Below are 23,616 nucleotides of genomic sequence, written 5' to 3'. Positions count from 1 at the left end.
TGAAAAGTGGGCCGCTGCTTTGTATTGAATTTCGCAGCGGGCCCGAGAGATTACAGATTCCGCAGCGCGGCGACTACTGCGTCGCCCATTTCCTGCGTACCGACTTTGGTACAACCGGCGGAGTGGATGTCGCCGGTGCGCAAGCCCTGATCGAGCACGACGCTGACGGCTTTTTCGATGGCATCAGCGGCGTCGTGCAGATTGAAGCTGTAACGCAGCATCATCGACACCGACAGGATCGTCGCCAGCGGGTTGGCAATGCCTTTACCGGCAATGTCCGGGGCCGAACCGTGGCACGGCTCGTACATGCCCTTGTTGTTGGAATCCAGCGAGGCCGAAGGCAGCATGCCGATCGAACCGGTGAGCATCGACGCTTCGTCGGAGAGGATGTCGCCGAACATGTTGTCAGTGACGATCACGTCGAACTGCTTGGGTGCGCGCACCAGTTGCATGGCGGCGTTGTCGACGTACATGTGGCTCAGTTCGACTTGCGGGTAATCCTTGGCCACTTCTTCGACAATTTCACGCCACAGTTGGCTGGACGCCAGCACGTTGGCCTTGTCCACCGAGCAGAGTTTCTTGCCACGCACCATGGCCATGTCGAAACCGACACGAGCGATGCGGCGGATTTCGCTTTCGCTGTACGGCAGGGTGTCGTAGGACTGACGCTCGCCATTGTCCAGCGTACGGGTGCCACGCGGCGCGCCGAAGTAGATGCCGCCAGTCAGCTCACGGACGATGAGGATGTCCAGGCCGGCAACGATTTCCGGCTTCAGGCTCGACGCATCGGCCAGTTGCGGATACAGAATCGCCGGACGCAAGTTGCCGAACAGGCCCAGTTGCGCACGAATCTTCAGCAGACCGCGCTCAGGGCGGATGTCACGCTCGATAGTGTCCCATTTCGGACCACCGACCGCGCCCAGCAGCACGGCATCGGCAGCACGGGCACGATCGAGGGTTTCGTCGGCCAGCGGCACGCCGTGCTTGTCGATGGCCGCGCCGCCGATCACGTCGTGGCTCAGCTCGAAGCCTAGGCTGTACTTGTCATTGGCCAATTCCAGCACCTTGACCGCTTCGGCCATGATTTCCGGACCAATACCGTCACCCGGGAGAATCAGAATCTGCTTGCTCATGCTTTCCTCGTGTCTTCAAGCGGTGCGCCACTGAACGGCGCGCCGGGAAAAATTCTTATCGCTCAGCCATCAGTACGATCACATCGGTACTGAACGAGCCGTCGGCATCTATCTCAAAATACTCACGCACTTCGTTGCCCATCGACTGCTGCAACTGGCGGATCGCCGCGCGCATCACGTCAGGTGTTCGCATGCGCTCGACCCAACTGCTGTACTCCAGACGCAGGCGCTGACGGGTGGTACTGCGCACCTGCAGACCGGCCTCGCTGACCTGGCGCAGCCACTCGGCGGCAGAGTAGTCGCGCACATGGCTGGTGTCGCGCAGCACTTCAACGCTTTGCAGGTAAGTGTCGAACAACGGACTGCCCGGTGACAACACATCAACGAACGCCGCCACGCCGCCTGGCTTCAGCACCCGGCGCACTTCGCGCAACGCCAGGCCAAGGTCGCTCCAGTGATGCGCCGAATACCGGCTGAACACGAAATCGAACTCGCCATCGGCGAACGGCAAGCGCTCGGCTGCGCCGTTGACGGTAACGATGTTGCCTAAGCCGCGATCGACGGCAGCGCCGGCAACCACGTCGAGCATTTGTTGCGACAGGTCGTAGGCGACCACTTCCTTGACCAATGGAGCGACGTGGAAACTGACATGGCCTGCGCCGCAACCCAAGTCCAGTACACGAGCCTCGCCCTGCCCGGCCAGCTCAGCCTGTAGCAATGCGAATTCGGTGCCTCGAGCGTGCACGGCGCTGCTCAGGTAGGCGGCGGCCTGTTCACCGAATTGCTTTTGTACGACCTGAGTGTGTTGGGCGGTGCTGGTCATGGTCACATCCTGGTATCTATGTTGTTTGCGCTGCCGTCTTCGCGAGCAGGCTCGCTCCCACAGGGGAATGCATTCCAAGGTGGGAGCGAGCCTGCTCGCGAAGGGGCCAGCCCTGACTACATCAATCTCAAATCAGGCGTCGCGAAACAACCACGGCTGACTAACCCGATGCTTGGCCTCGAACGTCGCAATCGCATCGCCGTCCTGCAAGGTCAGGCCGATATCGTCCAGACCATTGAGCAGGCAGTGCTTGCGGAACGCATCGATCTCAAAGCTGTACACCTTGCCATCCGGGCGGGTCACGGTCTGCGCCTGCAAGTCGATCTGCAATTGATAACCCGGCTCGGCTTCAACCTGCTTAAACAGTTCATCAACTTCTGCATCGCTGAGAATGATCGGCAGCAGGCCGTTCTTGAAACTGTTGTTGAAGAAGATGTCGGCGTAGCTCGGCGCGATGATGCTGCGGAAACCGTACTCTTCCAGCGCCCACGGCGCGTGCTCACGGCTCGAGCCGCAGCCGAAGTTCTCGCGGGCGAGCAATACGCTGGCACCCTGATAACGCTCGGCGTTGAGGACGAAATCCTTGTTCAACGGGCGCTTGGAGTTGTCCTGATACGGCTGGCCGACATCCAGATAACGCCACTCGTCGAACAGGTTCGGACCGAAGCCGGTGCGCTTGATCGACTTCAAAAACTGCTTGGGAATGATCTGATCGGTGTCGACGTTGGCACGATCCAGAGGCGCGACAAGACCAGTGTGCTGAGTAAATGCCTTCATCTTTACTGTGCTCCTTGGATCAATTCACGAACGTCGATGAACCGGCCGTTCACCGCTGCCGCCGCTGCCATCGCCGGGCTGACCAGGTGGGTACGGCCACCGGCGCCCTGACGGCCTTCGAAGTTACGGTTGGAAGTCGACGCGCAATGCTCGCCGGACTCCAAACGGTCCGGGTTCATCGCCAGGCACATCGAGCAGCCCGGCTCACGCCATTCGAAACCGGCTTCGAGGAAAATCTTGTCGAGGCCTTCGGCTTCGGCCTGCGCCTTGACCAGACCCGAGCCCGGCACGACGATCGCCTGCTTGATGGTCGAGGCGACCTTGCGGCCCTTGGCGATCACCGCAGCGGCGCGCAAGTCTTCGATGCGCGAGTTGGTGCAGGAACCGATGAACACGCGATCGAGCTGAATGTCGGTGATCGCCTGATTGGCGGTCAAACCCATGTATTTCAAGGCGCGGACGATCGAGTCGCGCTTGACCAGATCCATTTCCTTGGCCGGGTCCGGCACGTTCTGATCAACAGCCAAGACCATTTCAGGCGAAGTGCCCCAGCTGACTTGCGGCTTGATCTGCGCGGCGTCGAGCTCGACCACGGTGTCGAATTTGGCATCGGCATCGGAAACCAGATCTTTCCAGGCTTCGACGGCCATGTCCCACTGCTCGCCTTTCGGCGCGAATGGACGACCTTTGACGTAGTCGATGGTCTTCTGATCTGCCGCCACCAGGCCGACGCGGGCGCCGGCTTCGATGGACATGTTGCAGATGGTCATGCGGCCTTCGACGGACAGATCGCGGATCGCGCTGCCGGCAAATTCGATGGCATGGCCATTGCCGCCGGCGGTGCCGATCTTGCCGATCACCGCAAGGACGATGTCCTTGGCGGTCACGCCGAACGGCAATTGGCCTTCAACGCGCACCAGCATGTTTTTCATTTTCTTCGCGACGAGGCACTGGGTGGCGAGCACGTGCTCGACCTCGGAGGTGCCGATGCCGTGGGCCAACGCACCGAATGCGCCATGGGTCGAAGTGTGCGAGTCGCCGCAGACCACGGTCATGCCCGGCAAGGTCGCGCCCTGCTCCGGGCTGATCACGTGAACGATGCCCTGACGCACGTCGTTCATCTTGAATTCGACGATGCCGTATTCATCGCAGTTGTCGTCGAGGGTCTGCACCTGCAAACGCGAAACCTGATCGGCAATGGCTTCGATGCCGCCCTTACGCTCAGGGGTGGTCGGTACGTTGTGATCCGGGGTCGCAATGTTGGCATCGATGCGCCAAGGCTTGCGCCCGGCCAGACGCAAGCCTTCGAAAGCTTGCGGCGAAGTCACTTCGTGGATGATGTGACGATCGATGTAGATCAGCGCCGAGCCATCGTCGCGCTGCTTGACCAAATGCGAATCCCAGAGCTTGTCGTAGAGCGTTTTGCCGGCCATCAGACGGTTCCTCATCAGCTTGTTTCTATGCCCTGGGCTTATCAATAACCCTTTGGCTTGTGAGGCCGATCCTATGGGGTTAGATTAAATAACTCAAATTCATATTTTTTATGCTTTGGATAACCAACTGGAATGCGACATGGACTTGGCTAACCTCAACGCTTTTATTGCCATCGCCGAGACCGGCAGCTTCTCCGGCGCTGGCGAACGCCTTCATCTGACACAACCGGCGATCAGCAAGCGCATTGCCGGACTCGAGCAGCAATTGAAGGTGCGTCTGTTCGACCGATTGGGCCGAGAAGTCGGCCTGACCGAGGCCGGGCGCGCCCTGCTGCCGAGGGCTTATCAGATTCTCAATGTGCTCGACGACACCCGCCGCGCCCTGACCAATCTGACCGGTGAAGTCAGCGGTCGCCTGACCCTGGCCACCAGTCACCACATCGGCCTGCACCGTTTGCCGCCTCTATTAAGGGAGTTCACCCGCCGCTACCCACAGGTTGCGCTGGATATTCAGTTCCTGGATTCGGAAGTTGCCTACGAGGAAATTCTCCACGGCCGCGCTGAACTGGCGGTCATCACCCTCGCGCCAGAGCCGCATACCCTGGTCAAAGCCACGCCGGTATGGGACGACCCGCTGGATTTCGTCGTCGCCCCGGAGCATTCGCTGATCAACAACGGTGCCGTCAGTCTGGCGGACATTGCCGGTCATCCGGCGGTTTTCCCCGGCGGCAACACCTTTACTCATCATATCGTCCAGCGTTTGTTCGAAGCCCAAGGCCTCACGCCGAACATCGCCATGAGCACTAACTATCTGGAAACCATCAAGATGATGGTCTCCATTGGCCTGGCCTGGAGCGTGCTGCCGCGCACCATGCTCGACGAACAGGTGGCAAGCATCGCATTGCCGGGCATACAGCTCACTCGCCAGCTAGGCTATATCTTGCACACCGAACGGACGCTATCGAATGCAGCAAGAGCCTTCATGGCCCTGCTGGATGCACAGATCGATCGGCCAGGGACTCCGGCCTGACTTGTGCTACTCCTATAGAGCCGCTCCTGTGCCTAACGCCACTCAGCTCAAGGCCCGCTGACAATGCCGAAATCTGTTGACCGAATTCCGCCGATGCCGCGAATCCAGGCTGTAGATCCGCGACACTCCGAGCAGAGCTGGGAAAGCGCGCCGCAATTGCTCGCCGCGCTCAACGGCGCGCGGCTCGGTGCCTGGTATTGGGACATCGAGCGCGGGCAGATCAGTTGGTCGCGGGGCACTCAGGCGTTGTTCGGGTTTGATCCACGACAGCCGCTTCCGGCAGATCTTGAATACCTCGACCTGTTGCCGCCGGAGGACCGCGCGAAAACCGTGCGTGCCTTCCACGCGGTGATTGCCGGCGCCCCGCTGGAGCAGGCGATGCATCACCGCATCCGCTGGCCCGACGGCAGCCTGCACTGGCTGGAGATCAGCGGCAGCCTGCTGCCAGACAAGAACGGCCGGCCCCGAATGATCGGGGTGATTCGTGAAATCACCCACCAACGCCAGCGCGAGCAGGCCCTGAGCAGCTCGGAGAAACGTTTCGCGACACTTTTTCACCTGTGCCCGAACATGGTTCTGCTGACCCGTCAGGATGACGGTCTGATCAGCGAGGCCAATCAGTATTTTGAAAGCCTGTTCGGCTGGCCGGTGCAAAGCGCAATTGGCCGCACCACCCTGGAACTGGGCCTGTGGGTGCATCCCGAGCAACGCGCCGAACTGGTGAAGAAAACCAAAGCCAAGGGCGAGCTGATCAGCATGGAAGTGCAGTTCCGCGCCAGCAACGGCCAGGTGCACGACGGCATCCTCAGCGCGCAGAAGGTCGAACTCGAAGGCCAGCCCTATCTGCTCAGCACGTTCCTCGACACCACTGAACGCAAAGCCGCCGAACTGGCCTTGAAGGACAGCCAGGAACGCCTCGACCTGGCGCTGGATTCAGCGCAACTCGGCACCTGGGACTGGCACATCCCCAGCGGCATGCTTTACGGCTCGGCGCGCGCCGCGCAACTGCACGGGCTCGAGCCGATCCCATTTCATGAATCATTCGAGGAGTTTTTCGAAGGCGTGCCGGGCGAGGAGCGCGACAGCATGCGCGACGCCTACCGCAGCCTGCGCGAAGGTCCGGCCGGCAATTATCAACTGACCTATCGCGTGCAACTGCCCGACGGCAGCTCGCGCTATCTGGAAAGCCGCGCGCGTCTCTATCGCGACGACAACGGCGCACCGCTGCGCATGGCCGGCACGTTGCTGGACATCACCGATCAGGTCGAGCGGGAGCAGCGTCTGGTGGCCTCGGAAGAGAAATTCGCCACGCTGTTTCAGGTCAGCCCTGATCCGATCTGCGTCACGCGCCAGGAAACCGGGGAGTTCATCGAGATCAACTCGAGCTTCAGCCAGACCTTTGGCTGGAGCGCCGCCGATGTGATTGGCCACACCGCCGAGGAAATCGGCCTGTGGGACGCCTCGGCGAAAAGCCTGCAACGCATCGAACGGGTGATTCGCGAACAAGGCCTGAGCAACGTGGCCATTCTCGTCCAGCACAAGGACGGCCAGTCGCTGACCTGCGTGATTTCCAGCCGGCAGATCAGCGTCGGCGACCAGCCGTGCATCGTCACCACCCTGCGCGACATCACCCAGCAACAACGCTCGGAAGCGGCGCTGAAGGCCAGCGAAGAAAAATTCGCCAAGGCGTTCCACTCCAGCCCCGACGCCATCACCATCACCGAGCGCGACACCGGGCGTTATCTGGAGGTCAACGACGGTTTCTGTCGCCTCACCGGCTACCGCGCCGACGAAGTGGTGGGCAAAACCGTTTATCAGGTGGGGATCTGGGCCGAAGAGAAACAGCGCTCGACCTTACTCGCCGAGTTGCAGATCAAGGGCCGCGTGCATCATCAGGAAATGCTCGGGCGCAACAAGCGCGGCGAATTGCTCACGGTGGAAGTCTCGGTCGAGCCGATCACCCTCAATGAAACCGCGTGCCTGCTGCTGACCGCGCGCGACGTCAGCCTGTTGAAGAACGCCGAAGCGCAGATTCGTCACCTGGCCTATCACGACCCGCTGACCAACCTGCCCAACCGCGCCCTGCTGATGGATCGCCTGAGTCAGCAGATCGCCCTGCTCAAGCGTCACAATCTGCGCGGCGCTTTGCTGTTTCTCGACCTCGACCACTTCAAGCACATCAACGATTCCCTCGGTCACCCGGTCGGCGACACCGTGCTGAAAATCATCACCGCGCGGCTCGAAGCCAGCGTGCGCATGGAAGACACGGTGGCGCGCCTCGGTGGCGATGAGTTTGTGGTGTTGCTCAGCGGCCTCGAAGGTTCGCGCAGTGAAGTCAGCGAACAAGTGCGCGCGCTGGCCGACACCATTCGCGAATTGCTTTCGGAGCCGATGTTCCTTGATGGCCAGCGCCTGCAAGTGACGCCGAGCATTGGCGTCGCGCTGATCCCCGATCACGGCTCGACCCCGACCGACCTGCTCAAACGCGCCGACATCGCCCTGTACCGGGCCAAGGATTCCGGGCGCAACACCACGCAGATGTATCACAACACCATGCAGAAAGCGGCGAGCGAACGCCTGCGTATGGAGACCGACCTGCGTCTTGCGCTGTCGCGCGGCGAGTTCAACGTGCACTTTCAGCCACAGGTCGATGCCCGCGACAACCGCATCATCGGCGCCGAAGCCCTGGTGCGCTGGAATCACCCCGAGCTCGGCGCGCAATCGCCTACTGAATTCATCAAAGTGCTGGAAGACAGCGGCCTGATCCTCGAGGTCGGTACGTGGATCCTCGATGAAGCCTGCAACGCCTTCAAACAACTGATCGCGTTGAAACTGGTCGACCCGCACAACTTCAGCCTGTGCGTGAACATCAGCCCGCGGCAGTTCCGCCAGAACGATTTCGTCGAGCGCATCGAACACAGCATGATCAGCCACGGCCTGCCCTGCTCGCTGCTGAAACTGGAAATCACCGAAGGCATCGTCATCCAGAATCTGGAAGACACCATCAGCAAAATGCGCCGCCTGAAAAAGCTCGGCGTGAGCTTCGCCATGGACGATTTCGGCACCGGTTATTCGTCGCTGACTTATTTGAAGCGTCTGCCGGTAGACACCCTGAAGATCGACCAGTCGTTCATCCGCGATGCGACCACCGACTCCAATGTTGCCGAGATCATTCGCGCAATTGTCGCGATGGCGCGCAGCTTGGAATTGGAAGTGATTGCCGAAGGCGTGGAGACGCCGGAGCAGTTGGCGTTTTTGCAGGGGTTGGACTGCCATTTGTATCAGGGCTATCTGCACAGCCGGCCGGTGGGATTGGAGGATCTGAAAAAACTGCTCGAATAGCGGACACAAAAAAGGGCGCCATCACTGGCGCCCTTTTTGTTGCCCGACGTTATTGCAGGACGGGCTGCTGCGCTCCATTGATCGGGATGCGCTTGGCTTTCGCTTCTTCCGGGATCACACGAAGCAGGTCGATGCTCAGCAGGCCGTTGCGCAGCGCAGCGTCCTTGATCTCGATGTGATCGGCCAGACGGAACGACAGCTTGAAGGCTCGCTGGGCGATGCCTTGATGCAAGAACGTGACGCTTTCGTCAGTGTCACGCTTGCCGCCACTGATGGTCAGCACACCCTTCTCGACTTGCAGGTCCAGGTCTTCTTCCTGGAAACCGGCGGCCGCGACGACGATACGGTATTGGTCATCACCGTGTTTTTCGACGTTGTAGGGTGGGTAGCTGCTGCCTGGCTCGTTGCGCAGGGCGGTTTCGAACAGGTCGTTGAAACGGTCGAAACCTACCGAGGAACGGAACAGTGGCGCGAGAGAAAATGCAGTACTCATGATTCAAATCTCCTGAAAACAATCAGCAAGGTTTTGTGTCTCCGCGACCCGAATTCGGCATCGCGTAACCCTTAGATAGGGACCGCTGTTTTGATTTCAAGAGATTATTTTGAGATTTTTTATGCGGCCTCGACGAGCGGCAATCCGAGCAGACGCGAGACTTGATCCGGCTCGGTTTCGCGGCGCAGAACGGTGAAAAGCTCGGCGGCTTCCGGGTAGTTGCGCGTCAGCATGGCCAGCCATTGCTTGAGACGACCGGGCGATTGCCGGGCGGTCATCTGCGCTTTGGCCTGCAGCCAGAAGTCCTGGATCAGCGGCATCAGTTCGGCCCAAGTCATTTCAATGACCTCCTCGCCGGCCCGAGCGGCAGCGATTTGCCGGGCCAGATCCGGACGAGAAACCAGGCCACGACCGAGCATGATGTCTTCGACACCGCTGATTTCGCGGCAACGACGCCAGTCTTCGACGCTCCAGATATCCCCGTTGGCAAACACCGGCACCTTGACCACGTCCTGCACACGCGGGATCCACTCCCAATGCGCCGGTGGTTTGTAGCCGTCCATTTTCGTCCGCGCATGTACGACGATGTGCTCTGCCCCGCCTTCGGCCAGCGCCGTGGCGCAGACCAGCGAACCGTCAGGACTGTCGAAACCCAGGCGCATCTTGGCGGTAACCGGAATATGCGCCGGCACGGCGCGACGGACGTGCTCGACGATCTGGTTGAGCAACTCCGGCTCCTTGAGCAGCACGGCCCCACCACGGGATTTGTTGACGGTCTTGGCCGGGCAGCCGAAGTTGAGATCGATCACTTCCGAGCCGAGTTCGCAGGCCAGCGCAGCGTTTTCCGCCAGGCACACCGGATCGGAACCGAGCAATTGCACGCGCAGCGGCACACCGGACGCAGTGCGGGCACCGTTGAGCAACTCAGGGCCGAACTTGTGGAAGTACGCCGGGGTGAGCAACTGGTCGTTGACCCGAATGAATTCGGTCACGCACCAGTCGATGCCGCCAACGCGGGTCAGCACGTCGCGCAGGATGTCGTCGACCAACCCTTCCATGGGCGCCAGAGCAATTTGCATGGGGAAACACTACTTGAAGAAAAACGTGCGGCAGTTTACTGGATATCGCGCAAAACCGCAGATCCCTTGTAGGAGCTGCCGAAGGCTGCGATCTTTTGATCTTGATCTTGATTCGCAAAAAGCAAAATCAAAAGATCGCAGCCTTCGGCAGCTCCTACCAGACCGGGTCAGGCTGGAGTCAGGATCGCCGGGCCATAGCCTTCGATAAATTCCGCCGGCATACGCTTGGGCTTGCCGGTCGACAGTTCGATGCAGACAAACGTGGTCTGTGCGCGCAACAGCGTGGCGTTGTCACTGGGGCGCTTGAGCTGGAAATGTCGAGTCATTTTCAGGCGCTGATCCCAATCAACGATCCAGGTCGCCAGCTGCAATTCATCACCTTCATAGGCGGCGGCCAGGTAATCGATTTCGTGGCGCACAACCGCCATTGCCCGGTCCAGCCGCCGGTATTCGACCAGGTCCAGGCCGAGGCGCTGCGAATGGCGCCAGGCGCAGCGCTCGAGCCAGGTGACGTACACGGCGTTATTGGCGTGCCCGAGCCCGTCGATGTCTTCGGCGCCTACTTGCAGATCAATGGTAAACGGCGTTGCCCGATCCCAGCCCATACCCCACTCCCGGTCAAAATATTCAACCGGGGCAGTGTAACGGAGCTCAGGCCGATTGGCGCGCCTGAAGGCTGCGACCGGCGAGCAGTGATAACACGCCATCAATCACGCGAGGGTCGGCCAGCACGCGTTGATGGCCACCGCTTTCCAGGCGCAGCAGGCGGCTGTCGAACCAGGCTTCGTGAATCAATTGTGATTCTTTGACCGAGACAAAATTGTCGTCCTCGGCATGCACGATCAGCCCGGGCATATCCAGTTGATAGTGGGCCACGTCCAGCGTCGCGGCGCGCATGCCGACGTCCTGCTCGACTTGGCGGATAAACGCCGAACGCGCGCGCGGCGGCATGCCGACCATGCGCGCGAAACCGCGCAGCACGCCTAGAATCCGCGACGGTGCGGCGATGCTGACCAGGGTTTCGGTGCGCAGGCCCAATTGCACGGCGAGCATCGCGCTGGCGCCGCCCATGGAATGGCCGATAACCGCTTGCAGCGGCGGCAATTCGGCAGCGGCTTCGAGCATGGCGCGGGCGAACAGCACGACATTGGCTTCTCGCCCAGGGGAGCGACCGTGGGCCGGACCGTCGAGCGCGACGACGGTATAGCCGGCATCGACCAGAGCGTTTATCAACGAAGCGAATTGCGTTGGCCGCCCTTCCCAACCATGCATCAGCAGCACCGCAGGGCCTTGGCCCCAGCGCAGCGCCGACAGGCCGAAGCGCAACGTGATGCGTTCGGAGCTGGCCAGCAACGGCAGCTCCCAGTCCCGCAGCGGTAGCGCGCGAGGCGTCATGAACGCCAGACGCATTTTGCTCGCCACCAGTTTCGGTGCAAACCAGCCCAAGGTACCGTTAACGCCACGAACCCACTTCAACGCGTTCATCGCTCTCTCCTCAGGCGTGTTGCCTTCAGGTCAACGCACCGCCGACTTGGCGGCGCGCAGCAATCGATCGGATAACTCTCCCGGGCCCAGCGCTCTTGCCAGAGCCAGCCCCCCCACCATCAGCGCAACATCGGCCAGAGCCTTGTCGGTGTCTTCGGGGCTGGCCGCCAGTTGCGCGACCATTAGCTCCAGATGCTCGTTCAACGCGATGCGGAACGATTCCGGCAAACGCCCCAACTCACCAATCGAAGCCGGAATCGGGCACGCCGCGTCGCTGGAATCCCGGTGTTTGCGCGACAGGTAGAACGCGGCAACCAAGGCTCGACGCTCTTCGCCGGTCAGATCGGCATCCATGTCGGCAATCAGGTCGCGACGGCGGCCCAGCAGCTGTTTGAACGCTTCGAGCATCATTGCGTCCTTGCTTTCGAAGTGCGCATAGAAGCCGCCGACAGTCAGGCCGGCTGCGCCCATCACTTCGCCCACGCTAGGATCCGCCGGACCACGCTGTATCAGCGCAGCACTGGCAGCCTTGAGGATGCGTTCGCGGGTTTGAGCTTTTTTATCGTTCATCGTTGCCTCCGAATATTACGACTAGAATATTATTCGCATAATAATATTCCGCAAGTCATGAATATGACCGCTGGTCTGAAGCGCAGTGTAAGGAAAAAGGAGAGTTGGCCAAACGCCAGACAAACAAAAGGGCCATTCAATAATTGAATGACCCTTATAAAATCCCGCAGAGCGGGTAATCGTGGCGTCCCCTAGGGGACTCGAACCCCTGTTACCGCCGTGAAAGGGCGGTGTCCTAGGCCACTAGACGAAGGGGACACAAACCCTTCTATACAACTGATCAGTGCTGAGAGCTGATCGATTCAAGGCCGGTGTGGCCATACCTTGAACTGTAAAATTGGTGGAGCTAAGCGGGATCGAACCGCTGACCTCCTGCATGCCATGCAGGCGCTCTCCCAGCTGAGCTATAGCCCCGGATTTTTCGCCTCGCGGCGGAGTGATCTCTTGCAACATCACTTCTGTAAAACTGGCGTCCCCTAGGGGACTCGAACCCCTGTTACCGCCGTGAAAGGGCGGTGTCCTAGGCCACTAGACGAAGGGGACGCAAACCCTTCTATACAACTGATCAACGCTGAGTGCTGATCGCTTCAAGGCCGGTGTGGCCAGACCTTGAAGTGTAAATTGGTGGAGCTAGACGGGATCGAACCGTCGACCTCTTGCATGCCATGCAAGCGCTCTCCCAGCTGAGCTATAGCCCCTCATCGCTGAGGACGGGGCGAATCTTAAGGGCGTATCGAAAGCCTGTCAAACTTATTTTTGAAAAATTTCAAAATTTTTTGTCGGGATAACAATCACTTACCGCCCTCCCCCGTAAAACCGGGAGGTTTGCAACGCGGGCGGACCTGGAGGAGCTGGCGCAGCCTGCGATCTTTTGACTTTGCCTTTTGAAAACAAGATCAAAAGATCGCAGCCTGCGGCAGCTCCTACAAAGAAGCAAAAGCAATCAGGCGATGGCGCCCAAGAGCTTTTCCCACTCTTTGTTTTCTTTCTTCGACACGCCGCCCAGCAGGTCGATCGCCTGACGCAGACGGTAACGGGTCAGGTCCGGGCCGAGGATTTCCATCGCATCGAGTACCGACACCGAACTGGCCTGCCCGGTGATCGCAGCAAACATCAACGGCATCGCATCGCGCAGTTTCAGCTCGAGGGATTCGACCACCGCCTGGATCGTCGCGGTGATGCTGTCCTTCTCCCACTGCCGCAGGCTTTCCAGTTTCCACAGGATCAACTGCATCAACTGACGAACCTGATCGCCGGAGAGCTTTTTCGACTCAAACAGCTTGGCGTCCGGGTTAACGCCACCAGCAAAGAAGAACCCCGCCAGCGGTGCGACCTGGCTGAACGTTTCGACGCGACCCTGCACATGCGGCGCGATCTTCATCATGTATTCAGAGTTGAACGCCCACTTCTGCACGCGCGCGGCAAACTCTTCCACCGGCAGATCGCGCAGCCACTGGCCGTTGAGCCACGACAATTTCTCGATGTCGAAGATCGGCCCGCCGAGGGAAACGCGCTTGAGGTCGAAGTTGTCGACCATTTCCTGCAGCGAGAACTTCTCGCGCTCGTCCGGCATCGACCAGCCCATGCGCCCGAGGTAGTTGAGCATGGCTTCCGGCATGAAGCCCATGCGCTCGTAGAACGTCACCGAGGTCGGATTCTTGCGCTTGGACAGCTTGCTCTTGTCCGGGTTACGCAGCAGTGGCATGTAACACAGCTCTGGTTGTTCCCAGCCGAAGTACTCGTAAAGCAGAATCAGTTTCGGTGCCGATGGCAGCCATTCTTCGCCACGCAGGACATGAGTGATGCCCATCAGATGGTCATCGACGACGTTGGCGAGGAAGTACGTTGGCAGGCCGTCGGTCTTCATCAGCACTTGCATGTCCATGCGATCCCACGGGATCTCGACGTCGCCACGCAGCATGTCCGGCACCACGCAGACGCCTTCGCTCGGCACTTTCATGCGGATCACGTGTGGTTCGCCAGCGGCCAGGCGCGCAGCGACTTCTTCCTTCGACAGCAGCAGTGCGCGGCCGTCGTAGCGCGGAGTTTCGCCGCGAGCCATTTGCTCGGCGCGCATCTGATCGAGTTCTTCAGCCGTGCAGAAGCACGGGAACGCATGGCCCATGTCGACCAGTTGCTGGCAGTACTTCTGATAGATATCGCCGCGCTCGCTCTGCCGATATGGGCCGTGCGGGCCGCCGACGTCCGGGCCTTCGCTCCAGTCGATACCGAGCCAGCGCAGGGCGTCGAAGATCTGCTGTTCGGACTCGCGGGTCGAACGCAACTGATCGGTGTCTTCGATGCGCAGGATGAACTCACCGCCATGCTGCTTGGCAAAGCAGTAGTTGAACAATGCGATGTAAGCGGTACCTACGTGGGGGTCCCCGGTAGGCGATGGCGCGATGCGAGTGCGGACGGTGGTCATGGCTTGTCTCGAAAAAATGAAGAGCAGAACAATCAAGCGGCGAATGGTAACAGGCGACACCCGCCCCGCTCCAGCGGGCAGGGTATTTAAGCCGATGCCCTAAGGCCTGCCGATTGTGTGAAGGCCATTCGCGAGCAGGCTCGCTCCCACAGGGATACACAATTGCTCTGTGGGAGCGAGCCTGCTCGCGAAGAGGCCCGGCAAGGCGATGAAGATCAAACGGTGAGCAATCGCTCGCGCAGCTTGGCAATCTCGTCGCGCATCTGCGCCGCTGCTTCGAATTCCAGATCCCGCGCCAGTTGGTACATCTTCTCTTCCAGCGCGCGGATGCGTTTGGTGATTTCGCTTGGCGAGCGCAGTTCGGCTTCGTACTTGGCGTTTTCTTCGGCGGCCTTGGCCATGCCTTTGCGCTTCTTGCTGCGCGAACCGGGCACGGTGGCGCCTTCCATGATGTCGGCAACATCCTTGATCACGCCTTTCGGGGTGATGCCGTTCTCAAGGTTGAAAGCGATCTGTTTCTCGCGGCGCCGCTCGGTCTCGCCAATCGCGCGCTCCATCGAACCGGTCATGCGATCGGCGTAGAGAATCGCCCGGCCATTGAGGTTACGCGCCGCGCGACCGATGGTCTGGATCAACGAGCGCTCGGAACGCAGGAAGCCTTCCTTGTCGGCATCGAGAATCGCCACCAGCGACACTTCCGGCATGTCGAGGCCTTCACGCAGCAGGTTGATCCCGACCAGCACATCGAACACGCCGAGGCGCAAGTCGCGGATGATCTCGACGCGCTCCACGGTGTCGATGTCCGAGTGCAGGTAACGCACGCGCAAGCCGTGGTCGGCGAGGTAATCGGTCAGGTCTTCGGCCATGCGCTTGGTCAGCGTGGTGACCAGCACCCGTTCTTCGATCGCCACGCGCTTGGTGATTTCCGAAAGCAAGTCATCGACCTGAGTCAGCGCCGGCCGCACTTCAACCTGCGGGTCGACCAGGCCGGTCGGCCGCACCACCTGCTCAACCACACGCCCGGCGTGCTCGGCTTCGTAGTTGCCGGGGGTCGCGGAAACGAAAATGGTCTGCGGGCTGACCCCTTCCCACTCGTCGAAACGCATGGGCCGGTTATCCAGCGCCGAGGGCAGGCGGAAGCCGTACTCCACCAGGGTTTCCTTGCGTGAACGGTCGCCCTTATACATCGCGCCGACCTGCGGCACGCTGACGTGGGATTCGTCGATCACCAGCAAGGCGTCGGCGGGCAGGTAGTCATAAAGGGTAGGCGGTGCCGCGCCGGACGGACGCCCGGACAGATAACGCGAGTAGTTTTCGATGCCGTTGCAGTAACCCAGTTCGAGGATCATCTCCAGGTCGAAACGCGTGCGCTGCTCCAGACGCTGGGCTTCCACCAGTTTGTTGTTGCTGCGCAGGTATTCGAGGCGCTCCTGCAATTCGACCTTGATGCCTTCGATGGCGTCGAGCAGGGTTTCCCGAGGCGTCACGTAGTGACTCTTCGGATAGAAAGTGAAGCGCGGCATCTTGCGGATGACTTCGCCGGTCAGCGGATCGAAGGCGGAAATGCTCTCGACCTCGTCATCGAACAGCTCGATGCGGATCGCTTCCAGATCGGATTCCGCCGGGAAAATATCGATCACGTCACCGCGAACTCGGAACGTCGCCCGGGCAAAATCCATGTCGTTGCGAGTGTATTGCAGGTCGGCCAGGCGCCGTAGGAGCGCGCGCTGATCGAGCTTGTCGCCGCGATCAACATGCAGGACCATTTTCAGATAGGTTTCCGGACTGCCCAGACCGTAGATGCACGAGACCGTGGTGACGATGATCGCGTCCTTGCGTTCCAGCAACGCCTTGGTCGCGGACAGCCGCATCTGCTCGATGTGGTCGTTGATCGACGCGTCCTTCTCGATGAAGGTGTCGGACGACGGCACATACGCTTCAGGCTGGTAGTAATCGTAGTAGGAAACGAAGTATTCCACCGCGTTGTTCGGGAAGAACGCCTTGAACTCTCCGTACAGCTGCGCGGCCAGGGTTTTGTTCGGCGCCAGCACCAGCGTCGGACGCTGTACCTGCGAGATGACGTTGGCAATGCTGAAGGTCTTGCCCGAACCGGTCACACCGAGCAGTGTCTGGTGCGCCAGCCCGGCGTCAATGCCCTCAACCAATTGGCGAATGGCTTCCGGCTGATCGCCGGCGGGCTCGAAGCGGGTGACTAGCTGGAATTCCGACATACACACCTCTGGAATCGCGGCGCTCCGCATCAGTCGGAGCACCACGAGGACGACCGCAAACGACCGATGTCGCGCAAGAAAAAACCTGGATTGTGCTGAATGTGGTGGCGATTGCCTGACCTTTCAAGGCAAACGTCCTACATCCGGTAAAGAATCTGACAAAGTCAATCGACTAACGGTCAAGAAATAATCGGAAAAACTTGCCGCAAAAGCCGATTCGCCTGTCGCCATTGCGCGGTGATGGCCTCTATACTAGCTCCCCGTTTGTGCACCGCTCTAGTGCATTCGGCTGGAGCGCTACACGTCCCTCCACTCTCCATTCAGAGCCGCCGTAATAATGAGCCTGTTCTCCGCTGTCGAAATGGCACCCCGCGATCCAATCCTGGGCCTCAACGAAGCATTCAACGCCGATACCCGGACCACCAAGGTCAACCTGGGCGTGGGCGTGTACTGCAACGAAGAGGGGCGAATTCCACTGCTGCGCGCGGTGATCGAAGCCGAGACGATTCGCGTCGCTCAACACGCTTCGCGCGGTTACCTGCCGATCGATGGCATCGCTGCCTACGACCAGGCTGTGCAGAAACTACTGTTCGGCAGCGACTCGCCGCTGATCAGCGCCGGTCGCGTCATCACCACTCAAGCCGTCGGCGGGACCGGCGCACTGAAAATCGGTGCCGACTTCCTCAAGCAACTGCTGCCGAACGCCGTCGTGGCGATCAGCGACCCGAGCTGGGAAAACCACCGCGCGCTGTTCGAAACCGCGGGTTTCCCGGTGCAGAACTACCGTTACTACGACGCTGCCACGCACGACGTGAACCGTGCCGGCATGCTCGACGACCTCAACGCCCTGCCGAACGGCTCGATCGTTGTCCTGCACGCCTGCTGCCACAACCCGACCGGCGTCGACCTGACCCCGGGGGACTGGAACAAGGTGCTGGAAGTGGTCAAGGCCAAAGGTCACGTGCCGTTCCTTGACATGGCTTATCAGGGCTTCGGCGACGGCATCGATGAAGACGCCGCCGCTGTGCGCCTGTTTGCTGAGTCCGGCCTGACCTTCTTCGTCTCGAGCTCGTTCTCCAAGTCGTTCTCGCTGTACGGCGAGCGCGTTGGCGCGCTGTCGATCATCAGCGAATCGAAAGAAGAAAGCGCCCGCGTGCTGTCGCAGGTCAAGCGCGTGATCCGCACCAACTACTCCAACCCGCCGACCCACGGCGCCAGCATCGTTGCTGCGGTGCTGAACAGCCCGGAACTGCGCGCACAATGGGAAGCCGAGCTGGCCGAAATGCGTCTGCGCATTCGCGGCATGCGCGAGCAGATGGTTGCCCTGCTGGCGGAAAAAGCCCCGGGTCGCGATTTCAGCTTCGTCGGTCGTCAGCGTGGGATGTTCTCCTACTCCGGCCTGACCACTGAACAAGTGCATCGCCTGCGTAACGAGTTCGGCATCTACGCTCTGGACACTGGTCGCATCTGCGTGGCTGCGCTGAACCAGAGCAACATCAAGGCTGTGACGGACGCGATCGTTCAGGTCATCTGATTTCGGCGCGCGATGAAAAACGGGAAGCCTTGCACGGCTTCCCGTTTTTATTTGTCTGAGAAAACGCCTTGCAACCTCTAGACTGCACACAAATCCAACCGTAGGAGCTGACGAGTGAAACGAGGCCGCGATCTTTTGATCTTGTTTTTAAGATCAAGATCAAAAGATCGCAGCGTTCCGCAGCTCCTACCGGTTTTGTGTACACCCGAGATTTTTGAAGAGAACCCACATGAAAAACGACAACCTGCGCGCTGACCGTGACGACCTGGATGATTTCATCCCGCGCGCTCCGGCCAAGCGTGAAAAGAGCCTGGTGCTGCAAGTCGCCACCGGAGTATTTCTCGGAGGCCTGGCCCTGTGGCTGGTGCAACTGGCGGCGACGGCGGCCTATGCCAAGCTGATGCTCGGCACGATTACCTTCGGCAGTTAAGCCAGTTCGGCCGAGCGTTGAGTGGCAGCATCGTCGTAAATCACGTACAGCGATTCGGCGACCTGGCTCTTGATGGCCTTGCTGCTTTCCAGACCGAGGACGAAACCTTCAGCCTTGCCGCCTGCGCGATTCAGTTCTTCGGCGGTGCTTGCCCCGGTGATTGCATCGAAAAGTTTTTCGGCGTGCGGGCCGATCCCTTTGGGCAAGCTGATCTGTGCAGTGCTCATGCGAACACCTCGGTGTTGCGAGTGATTTGATTCATGGCGCGTACCTTTGCGGCGAATGGCCGGCAGCGCGTGTGACCACTTCCGGGCTGCCATGGTAGACCTCCGAGGCCTTTCTGGTAACCGCCAATCGCTGACAAAATGCCGTCCGTCCCGCTGAATTACAAAAGTTGCCAGGCCGAGCTTGACTTCTCTTTTTGAATCAGTAACATACGCACCAATTCCGCAATAGCTCAGTTGGTAGAGCAAGTGACTGTTAATCACTGGGTCCCTGGTTCGAGTCCAGGTTGTGGAGCCAAATACCAAAGCCCCTGAATCGCAAGATTCAGGGGCTTTTTTGTGGGTGCTCGAAAAATACCAAAAGGCCGATCTGCGTGGGCAGATCGGCCTTTTCTGTTTCAACAGCAGCTGTCAGACATGTTCGCTGCTTTTTACCTGCACCTTCGGCGCGCCGTGGCCATGGTCGTGGTCATCCGGCTCGATCACCGGCACTTCCTTGCCATCGCAATCATGCAGCTTGCCGTCGCTGAAGTAGTCGCCTTCACGCAGCGCGGCCAGATCGCGGTAGCGCAGGGTGCGCTCTTCCGCGGCGGCGAACACCGACTGTTGATCCGAGTTGCCGGTCGTGAAGTGGTTGAACGCCAGGTTGAGCAGGATCGCCATGATTGCGGACGAACTGATGCCCGAATGGAAAATCGTCGCGAACCAGCTCGGGAAATGATCGTAGAAGTTCGGCGCGGCGATCGGGATCATGCCGAAACCGATCGAGGTGGCAACGATGATCAGGTTGACGTTGTTGCGATAGTCCACCTTCGACAAGGTGCGAATGCCGCTGGCTGCCACGGTGCCGAACAGCACGATCCCGGCGCCGCCAAGGACCGAAGTCGGTACGGCAGCAATCACCCGGCCCATGAACGGCAGCAGGCCGAGCACCACCAGGAACAACCCGCCGGTAGCGACCACGAATCGGCTCTTGATCCCGGTCACCGCCACCAGACCGACGTTCTGCGCGAAAGCACTTTGCGTAAACGAACCGAAGATCGGCGCAAACATGCTCGACAGCATGTCGGCGCGCAGACCGTTGCCCAAACGCTTTGAGTCAACCTTGGTGCCGATGATCTCACCGACGGCGAGGATGTCGGCCGAGGTTTCCACCAGGGTCACCATGACCACAATGCACATCGACAGAATCGCGGCGAAATGGAAGGTCGGCATGCCGAAGTGGAACGGCGTCGGGAAGCCGAACATGGGCCCGGTGGTGACGCTGGAGAAATCCGCCATGCCGAGGAATACCGCCAGCACCGTGCCGATGACCATGGCCAGCAGAATCGACAGCCGAGAAATGGTCGAGCTGCCAACCTTGCTCAGCAGCAACACCAGCACCAGCGTGACCGCCGCCAGACCGATGTTCTGCATGCTGCCGAAGTCCGGCGCGTGGCTGTTGCCACCCATCGCCCAGCGTGCAGCCACCGGCATCAGCGTCAGGCCGATGGTGGTGATCACAATGCCAGTGACCAGCGGCGGAAAGAACTTGGTGATGCGTGAGAATACCGGCGTGATCAGCAAGCCGATCAACGAGGCGGCAATCACCGCGCCCAGCACCGATTGGAAACCGCCCTCCCCGCCACTGCTGACGATCGCGACCATGGTCGCCACGCCGGAGAACGATACGCCCTGGACCAGCGGCAGCTGACAGCCAAAAAACGGCAGACCCAGGGTTTGCAGCAACGTCGCCAGCCCCCCCGCAAACAATGAAGCAGCAATCAACAGACCAATGTCCGCCGGCGACAGACCGGCCGCCTGGCCAATGATCAGTGGCACCGCAACGATACCGCCGTACATGGTCAGAACATGTTGCAGGCCGTAAGCCATATTCGCGCCGACCCCGAGGTTTTCATCCTCGGGCCGTTGGTGTGAAACATGGGGCGTTTTCATGGTGGGGGGTTCCCTGGTTTTTGTTATGCGCACACTGTATTCAATACTCAGGACAAATGTCCATAGAGTTGTATACAACTTGTCAGTCACATAATGGTTAGGTAGCCATCCAACCTTCTAGCCTGCGCTTCTTGCCCCAACAAATTCGGCAACACATCCCCGCTGCGCTCGCGCCAGTGCCCACTAGGCTGAAGTGTTCACGGCGACCGACGGTGTAGTCGCGCTCTTTTTTATACATATAAAGTATGCATAATGAAGTCATTCAAGATTCAGTACGACAAAAGCAAAAACGCAGCCAACAAACTCAAGCACAAAGGCATCAGCCTCGCCGAAGCCGAACCGGTTTTCCATGACGAACGCGCACTTACGCTTGAGGACAACGACCATGACGAACAACGCTGGATCACCCTCGGCCTCGATGCCAAAGGTCGTGTGCTTGCCGTTGCTTACAGCTATCGCGAAGCCAATGTTGTTCGAATCATTTCCGCACGTCTCGCCACACCCAGCGAACGGCGCGCGTATTTTCAGGAGGCTTGACCGATGAAAGACGAATATGACTTTTCCGCAGGTAAACGCGGCGCAGTAGCGCCGAACAAGGGCAAGACCCGCATCACCATCATGCTTGATGACGCGGTGATCGAAGCGGCGCGTACCGCCGCAGAAACCGAGGGCTTCGGCTACCAGACTGTGATCAACAACACCCTGCGCCATGCTCTGCTTGATGGCACACGCCAGCAGGAAAGCGCTGACGGTTCAGGTCTGACGGGACAATTCAAGAAAGGCATCACCGCCACCGATCTCAAGAGTCTCGAGCGAAAGCTATCAGCGGCCATTGGCGAAATCCGTCGCGTGCTGGAGCCTGACGTAAAGCCCTAGACAGACACCGGCGCGATGACCCTAGCCAGCGCTTGCCGTACACGCGGTGAATCAGGCACCTGAAGGTCAAACTCGCGGCGCAGCAACTCCATCAGTTCGTCGACGTCCGCCACCTCGCGCCGCTCACTGTCAGTGCCCATATGATGAATGGCGAAACTGCCGTTGTTCAGGGTCTTGCGCCAGCCAGCGCCGGTGCGCGCGACCATCAGGCGCTGGGCAAAAGGTGACTCGGGATGGGTGGAGACGTACCAGTTGCCGACGCTGTAGTCGATGTGTTCCTGGCGCTGCAAATCGAACAGGTACATCGGCCGCCACTCGCCCGCGACTTTGGCGCGCAGCAGGTAGCCATCCATTTGTTTGTCGATGCGGTAAGGTTCGTGCGGGGTGGGTTGCTCATCTTCACTGTCGAGCAATAGCGGTGCGGTCGGCACCATGCCGCCGAAGCCCACGTCGGCGATATAGCGAGTGTCCTCGATGGTGACCAGGCTCAAGCGATGCGTGCGCGCCGTCCAGCTGCCTTCCGGCTGATTCATCACCACGCGACCACTGATCCCGCGTGCCTCAAACCCCAGTTCAAGCAGCAGCGCATAGAACAAATGATTGAGCTCATAGCAGTAGCCGCCCCGCCCTTGCCGCAGGACCTTGCTTTCGATGGAGTCCAGGTCGATCAACACCGGCACTCCACTGACCGTTGCCAGATTTTCGAAAACAAACTCGGCGGTATGGCGCAGTTGCAACTGGCGCAAGGTTTCCAGCGTCGGTGGCGGCGGCGCATCGAAACCCAGACGTTGCAGGTACAGATTGGTAGTGGTCAGCCGTGGCGCACTCATTGCTCGATCCTTATGCATAGGGCCGCAGAACACTGCGTGGATGTTGCCCTGTATACGGGATCAGGCACAGCTTTCGACAATTGATTTCGCCAATCGCCCGCTCAGCGCTTTTTCCGCGAGCCGATTCGAATCCATGTCGGCGCATGGTCACTGGCGTGGGGTTCGTTGCGCACCCAGGCGTCGACGCCGGCGTCATGCAGATAGGGGCTCAATGCCGGGTTGAGCAGCAAATGGTCGATGCGCAGACCAGAGTTGGTTTGCCAATGATTACGAAAGTAATCCCAGAAGGTGTAGAGGCGCTCTTCGGGATACACGTGGCGCAGGGAATCGGTCCAGCCCTGATCCAGCAGCCGCTGGTAGCACTCGCGGCTTTCGGGTTGCAACAAGGCATCCTTGAGCCAGGATCGGGTGTTGTAGATGTCCATGTCGGTTGGCACAACATTGAAGTCACCGGCGAGCACCACCGGGTGATCGCTGCTCTGCAAGTCTTTTGCGTAATTGATCAGGCGCTCGAACCAGGCCAGTTTGTAATCGAATTTCGGCCCCGGCTGAGGGTTGCCGTTGGGCAGATACAGGCAACCGACCAGCACGCCGTGCACCGCCGCTTCGATATAGCGGCTGTGCGTGTCATCGGCATCGCCGGGCAAACCGCGTCGACTCTCCAGCGGCTGCGTATCGCGCGCCAGAATCGCCACACCATTCCATGACGCCTGGCCCTGCCAGATCGCGCCGTAACCGGCTGCCTCCAGTTCGGCGGCGGGAAATGCGCTGTCGACTGACTTGAGCTCTTGCAGGCAGACGATGTCCGGTTGCTCGCGCTTGAGCCATTCCAGCAGATTCGGCAGCCGCGCCCGCATGCCATTGACGTTGAAAGTGGCGATTCGCAGGTTTTTCATCGTCCGCAACTCCTGCCCGGTGGGATTGGAAATTGTGACCCTGAGAACGCCGCGCAGGTTGCATCGAATG

21 protein-coding genes and 5 tRNA genes are annotated in these 23,616 nt (G+C 59.9%); 7 read left to right on the top strand and 19 right to left on the bottom strand.

Annotation, left to right across the window (positions count from 1 at the left end; all coding sequences use genetic code 11):
* Window positions 1-50 precede the first annotated feature (50 nt).
* The 4 genes from leuB to leuC all read right to left on the bottom strand — a co-directional run bounded on the left by leuB (window position 51) and on the right by leuC (window position 4,166).
* Window positions 51-1,133, bottom strand: coding sequence for a 3-isopropylmalate dehydrogenase (gene leuB / locus AB4N53_RS02790; RefSeq protein WP_460117937.1), 1,083 nt, complete (start codon window positions 1,131-1,133; stop codon window positions 51-53).
* A 55-nt stretch (window positions 1,134-1,188) separates the two neighbouring features.
* Entirely contained in the window at window positions 1,189-1,956 is a 768-nt protein-coding gene (locus AB4N53_RS02785) for a class I SAM-dependent methyltransferase (RefSeq protein ID WP_460117935.1), read from the bottom strand.
* 132 nt (window positions 1,957-2,088) lie between these two features.
* A complete protein-coding gene (leuD, locus tag AB4N53_RS02780) occupies window positions 2,089-2,733 on the bottom strand; it encodes a 3-isopropylmalate dehydratase small subunit (protein WP_024012386.1) in 645 nt (214 codons plus the stop codon).
* A gap of 2 nt (window positions 2,734-2,735) precedes the next feature.
* A complete protein-coding gene (gene leuC, locus AB4N53_RS02775; RefSeq protein ID WP_041478531.1) occupies window positions 2,736-4,166 on the bottom strand; it encodes a 3-isopropylmalate dehydratase large subunit in 1,431 nt (476 codons plus the stop codon).
* A 139-nt stretch (window positions 4,167-4,305) separates the two neighbouring features.
* Between leuC and AB4N53_RS02770 the strand changes: the two genes are divergently transcribed.
* Window positions 4,306-5,196, top strand: coding sequence for a LysR family transcriptional regulator (locus AB4N53_RS02770; RefSeq protein ID WP_042609424.1), 891 nt, complete (start codon window positions 4,306-4,308; stop codon window positions 5,194-5,196).
* Window positions 5,197-5,259: 63 nt separating this feature from the next.
* On the top strand, window positions 5,260-8,538 hold the full coding sequence (locus AB4N53_RS02765) for a PAS domain S-box protein (protein WP_460117933.1): 3,279 nt from the start codon (window positions 5,260-5,262) through the stop codon (window positions 8,536-8,538).
* A 49-nt stretch (window positions 8,539-8,587) separates the two neighbouring features.
* Here the strand turns inward: AB4N53_RS02765 and AB4N53_RS02760 are convergent, their stop codons facing one another.
* The 11 genes from AB4N53_RS02760 to uvrB form a co-directional block, all read right to left on the bottom strand.
* Window positions 8,588-9,031, bottom strand: a complete 444-nt coding sequence (locus AB4N53_RS02760) for an Hsp20 family protein (RefSeq protein ID WP_039762036.1) — start codon at window positions 9,029-9,031, stop codon at window positions 8,588-8,590.
* A 119-nt stretch (window positions 9,032-9,150) separates the two neighbouring features.
* Window positions 9,151-10,110, bottom strand: a complete 960-nt coding sequence (locus AB4N53_RS02755) for a tRNA dihydrouridine synthase (RefSeq protein ID WP_460117930.1) — start codon at window positions 10,108-10,110, stop codon at window positions 9,151-9,153.
* Between the two features lie 167 nt (window positions 10,111-10,277).
* Window positions 10,278-10,715 carry an acyl-CoA thioesterase gene (locus AB4N53_RS02750; protein WP_122610307.1) on the bottom strand — a complete coding sequence of 146 codons (438 nt, stop codon included), beginning with the start codon at window positions 10,713-10,715 and terminating at the stop codon, window positions 10,278-10,280.
* A 46-nt stretch (window positions 10,716-10,761) separates the two neighbouring features.
* On the bottom strand, window positions 10,762-11,595 hold the full coding sequence (locus AB4N53_RS02745; RefSeq protein ID WP_315436077.1) for an alpha/beta fold hydrolase: 834 nt from the start codon (window positions 11,593-11,595) through the stop codon (window positions 10,762-10,764).
* Window positions 11,596-11,625: 30 nt separating this feature from the next.
* On the bottom strand, window positions 11,626-12,165 hold the full coding sequence (locus AB4N53_RS02740) for a TetR/AcrR family transcriptional regulator (RefSeq protein WP_039762033.1): 540 nt from the start codon (window positions 12,163-12,165) through the stop codon (window positions 11,626-11,628).
* A gap of 182 nt (window positions 12,166-12,347) precedes the next feature.
* Window positions 12,348-12,423 (bottom strand) — tRNA-Glu (locus tag AB4N53_RS02735).
* Window positions 12,424-12,503: 80 nt separating this feature from the next.
* A tRNA-Ala gene (locus tag AB4N53_RS02730) sits at window positions 12,504-12,579 on the bottom strand.
* Between the two features lie 53 nt (window positions 12,580-12,632).
* Window positions 12,633-12,708: transfer RNA gene (locus AB4N53_RS02725), tRNA-Glu, on the bottom strand.
* Between the two features lie 79 nt (window positions 12,709-12,787).
* Window positions 12,788-12,863: transfer RNA gene (locus AB4N53_RS02720), tRNA-Ala, on the bottom strand.
* A 245-nt stretch (window positions 12,864-13,108) separates the two neighbouring features.
* Window positions 13,109-14,590 (bottom strand): glutamate--tRNA ligase, encoded by a 1,482-nt coding sequence (gltX, locus tag AB4N53_RS02715; RefSeq protein ID WP_397479065.1) that lies wholly within the window; start codon window positions 14,588-14,590, stop codon window positions 13,109-13,111.
* A 215-nt stretch (window positions 14,591-14,805) separates the two neighbouring features.
* Complete coding sequence (gene uvrB, locus AB4N53_RS02710; protein WP_460117926.1) at window positions 14,806-16,821, bottom strand: excinuclease ABC subunit UvrB; 2,016 nt, start codon at window positions 16,819-16,821, stop codon at window positions 14,806-14,808.
* Between the two features lie 337 nt (window positions 16,822-17,158).
* Between uvrB and AB4N53_RS02705 the strand changes: the two genes are divergently transcribed.
* Together AB4N53_RS02705 and AB4N53_RS02700 are read left to right on the top strand one after the other, a co-directional pair.
* Window positions 17,159-18,355 (top strand): amino acid aminotransferase, encoded by a 1,197-nt coding sequence (locus AB4N53_RS02705; protein ID WP_460117924.1) that lies wholly within the window; start codon window positions 17,159-17,161, stop codon window positions 18,353-18,355.
* Window positions 18,356-18,584: 229 nt separating this feature from the next.
* Window positions 18,585-18,785 carry a hypothetical protein gene (locus AB4N53_RS02700; RefSeq protein WP_016773917.1) on the top strand — a complete coding sequence of 67 codons (201 nt, stop codon included), beginning with the start codon at window positions 18,585-18,587 and terminating at the stop codon, window positions 18,783-18,785.
* Here the strand turns inward: AB4N53_RS02700 and AB4N53_RS02695 are convergent.
* The gene (locus AB4N53_RS02695; protein ID WP_024012377.1) at window positions 18,782-19,012 is read right to left on the bottom strand and encodes a hypothetical protein; all 231 of its coding nucleotides are present in this window, start codon (window positions 19,010-19,012) and stop codon (window positions 18,782-18,784) included. The genes AB4N53_RS02700 and AB4N53_RS02695 overlap by 4 nt on opposite strands.
* Before the next feature lie 219 nt (window positions 19,013-19,231).
* On the opposite strand from AB4N53_RS02695, the gene AB4N53_RS02690 reads away from it, so the two are divergent.
* Window positions 19,232-19,307: transfer RNA gene (locus AB4N53_RS02690), tRNA-Asn, on the top strand.
* A gap of 113 nt (window positions 19,308-19,420) precedes the next feature.
* Here AB4N53_RS02690 and AB4N53_RS02685 read toward each other — a convergent pair.
* Complete coding sequence (locus AB4N53_RS02685) at window positions 19,421-20,944, bottom strand: nucleobase:cation symporter-2 family protein (protein ID WP_460117922.1); 1,524 nt, start codon at window positions 20,942-20,944, stop codon at window positions 19,421-19,423.
* Between the two features lie 252 nt (window positions 20,945-21,196).
* Here AB4N53_RS02685 and AB4N53_RS02680 point away from each other — a divergent pair, with 252 nt between their 5' ends.
* Window positions 21,197-21,481, top strand: a complete 285-nt coding sequence (locus AB4N53_RS02680; protein WP_041478522.1) for a BrnT family toxin — start codon at window positions 21,197-21,199, stop codon at window positions 21,479-21,481.
* Between the two features lie 3 nt (window positions 21,482-21,484).
* Complete coding sequence (locus tag AB4N53_RS02675) at window positions 21,485-21,820, top strand: BrnA antitoxin family protein (protein ID WP_460117919.1); 336 nt, start codon at window positions 21,485-21,487, stop codon at window positions 21,818-21,820.
* Here the strand turns inward: AB4N53_RS02675 and AB4N53_RS02670 are convergent.
* Together AB4N53_RS02670 and xth are read right to left on the bottom strand one after the other, a co-directional pair.
* The gene (locus AB4N53_RS02670; RefSeq protein ID WP_460117917.1) at window positions 21,817-22,650 is read right to left on the bottom strand and encodes an arylamine N-acetyltransferase family protein; all 834 of its coding nucleotides are present in this window, start codon (window positions 22,648-22,650) and stop codon (window positions 21,817-21,819) included. The two genes, AB4N53_RS02675 and AB4N53_RS02670, sit on opposite strands and share 4 nt — an antisense overlap.
* A gap of 101 nt (window positions 22,651-22,751) precedes the next feature.
* Window positions 22,752-23,546: an exodeoxyribonuclease III gene (gene xth, locus AB4N53_RS02665; RefSeq protein WP_460117915.1), complete on the bottom strand. Its 795-nt coding sequence runs from the start codon at window positions 23,544-23,546 to the stop codon at window positions 22,752-22,754.
* Window positions 23,547-23,616 lie beyond the last annotated feature (70 nt).

This window comes from Pseudomonas sp. H3_E04 (assembly GCF_054668915.1).
This window is presented reverse-complemented; position numbering and strand designations above follow the sequence as displayed.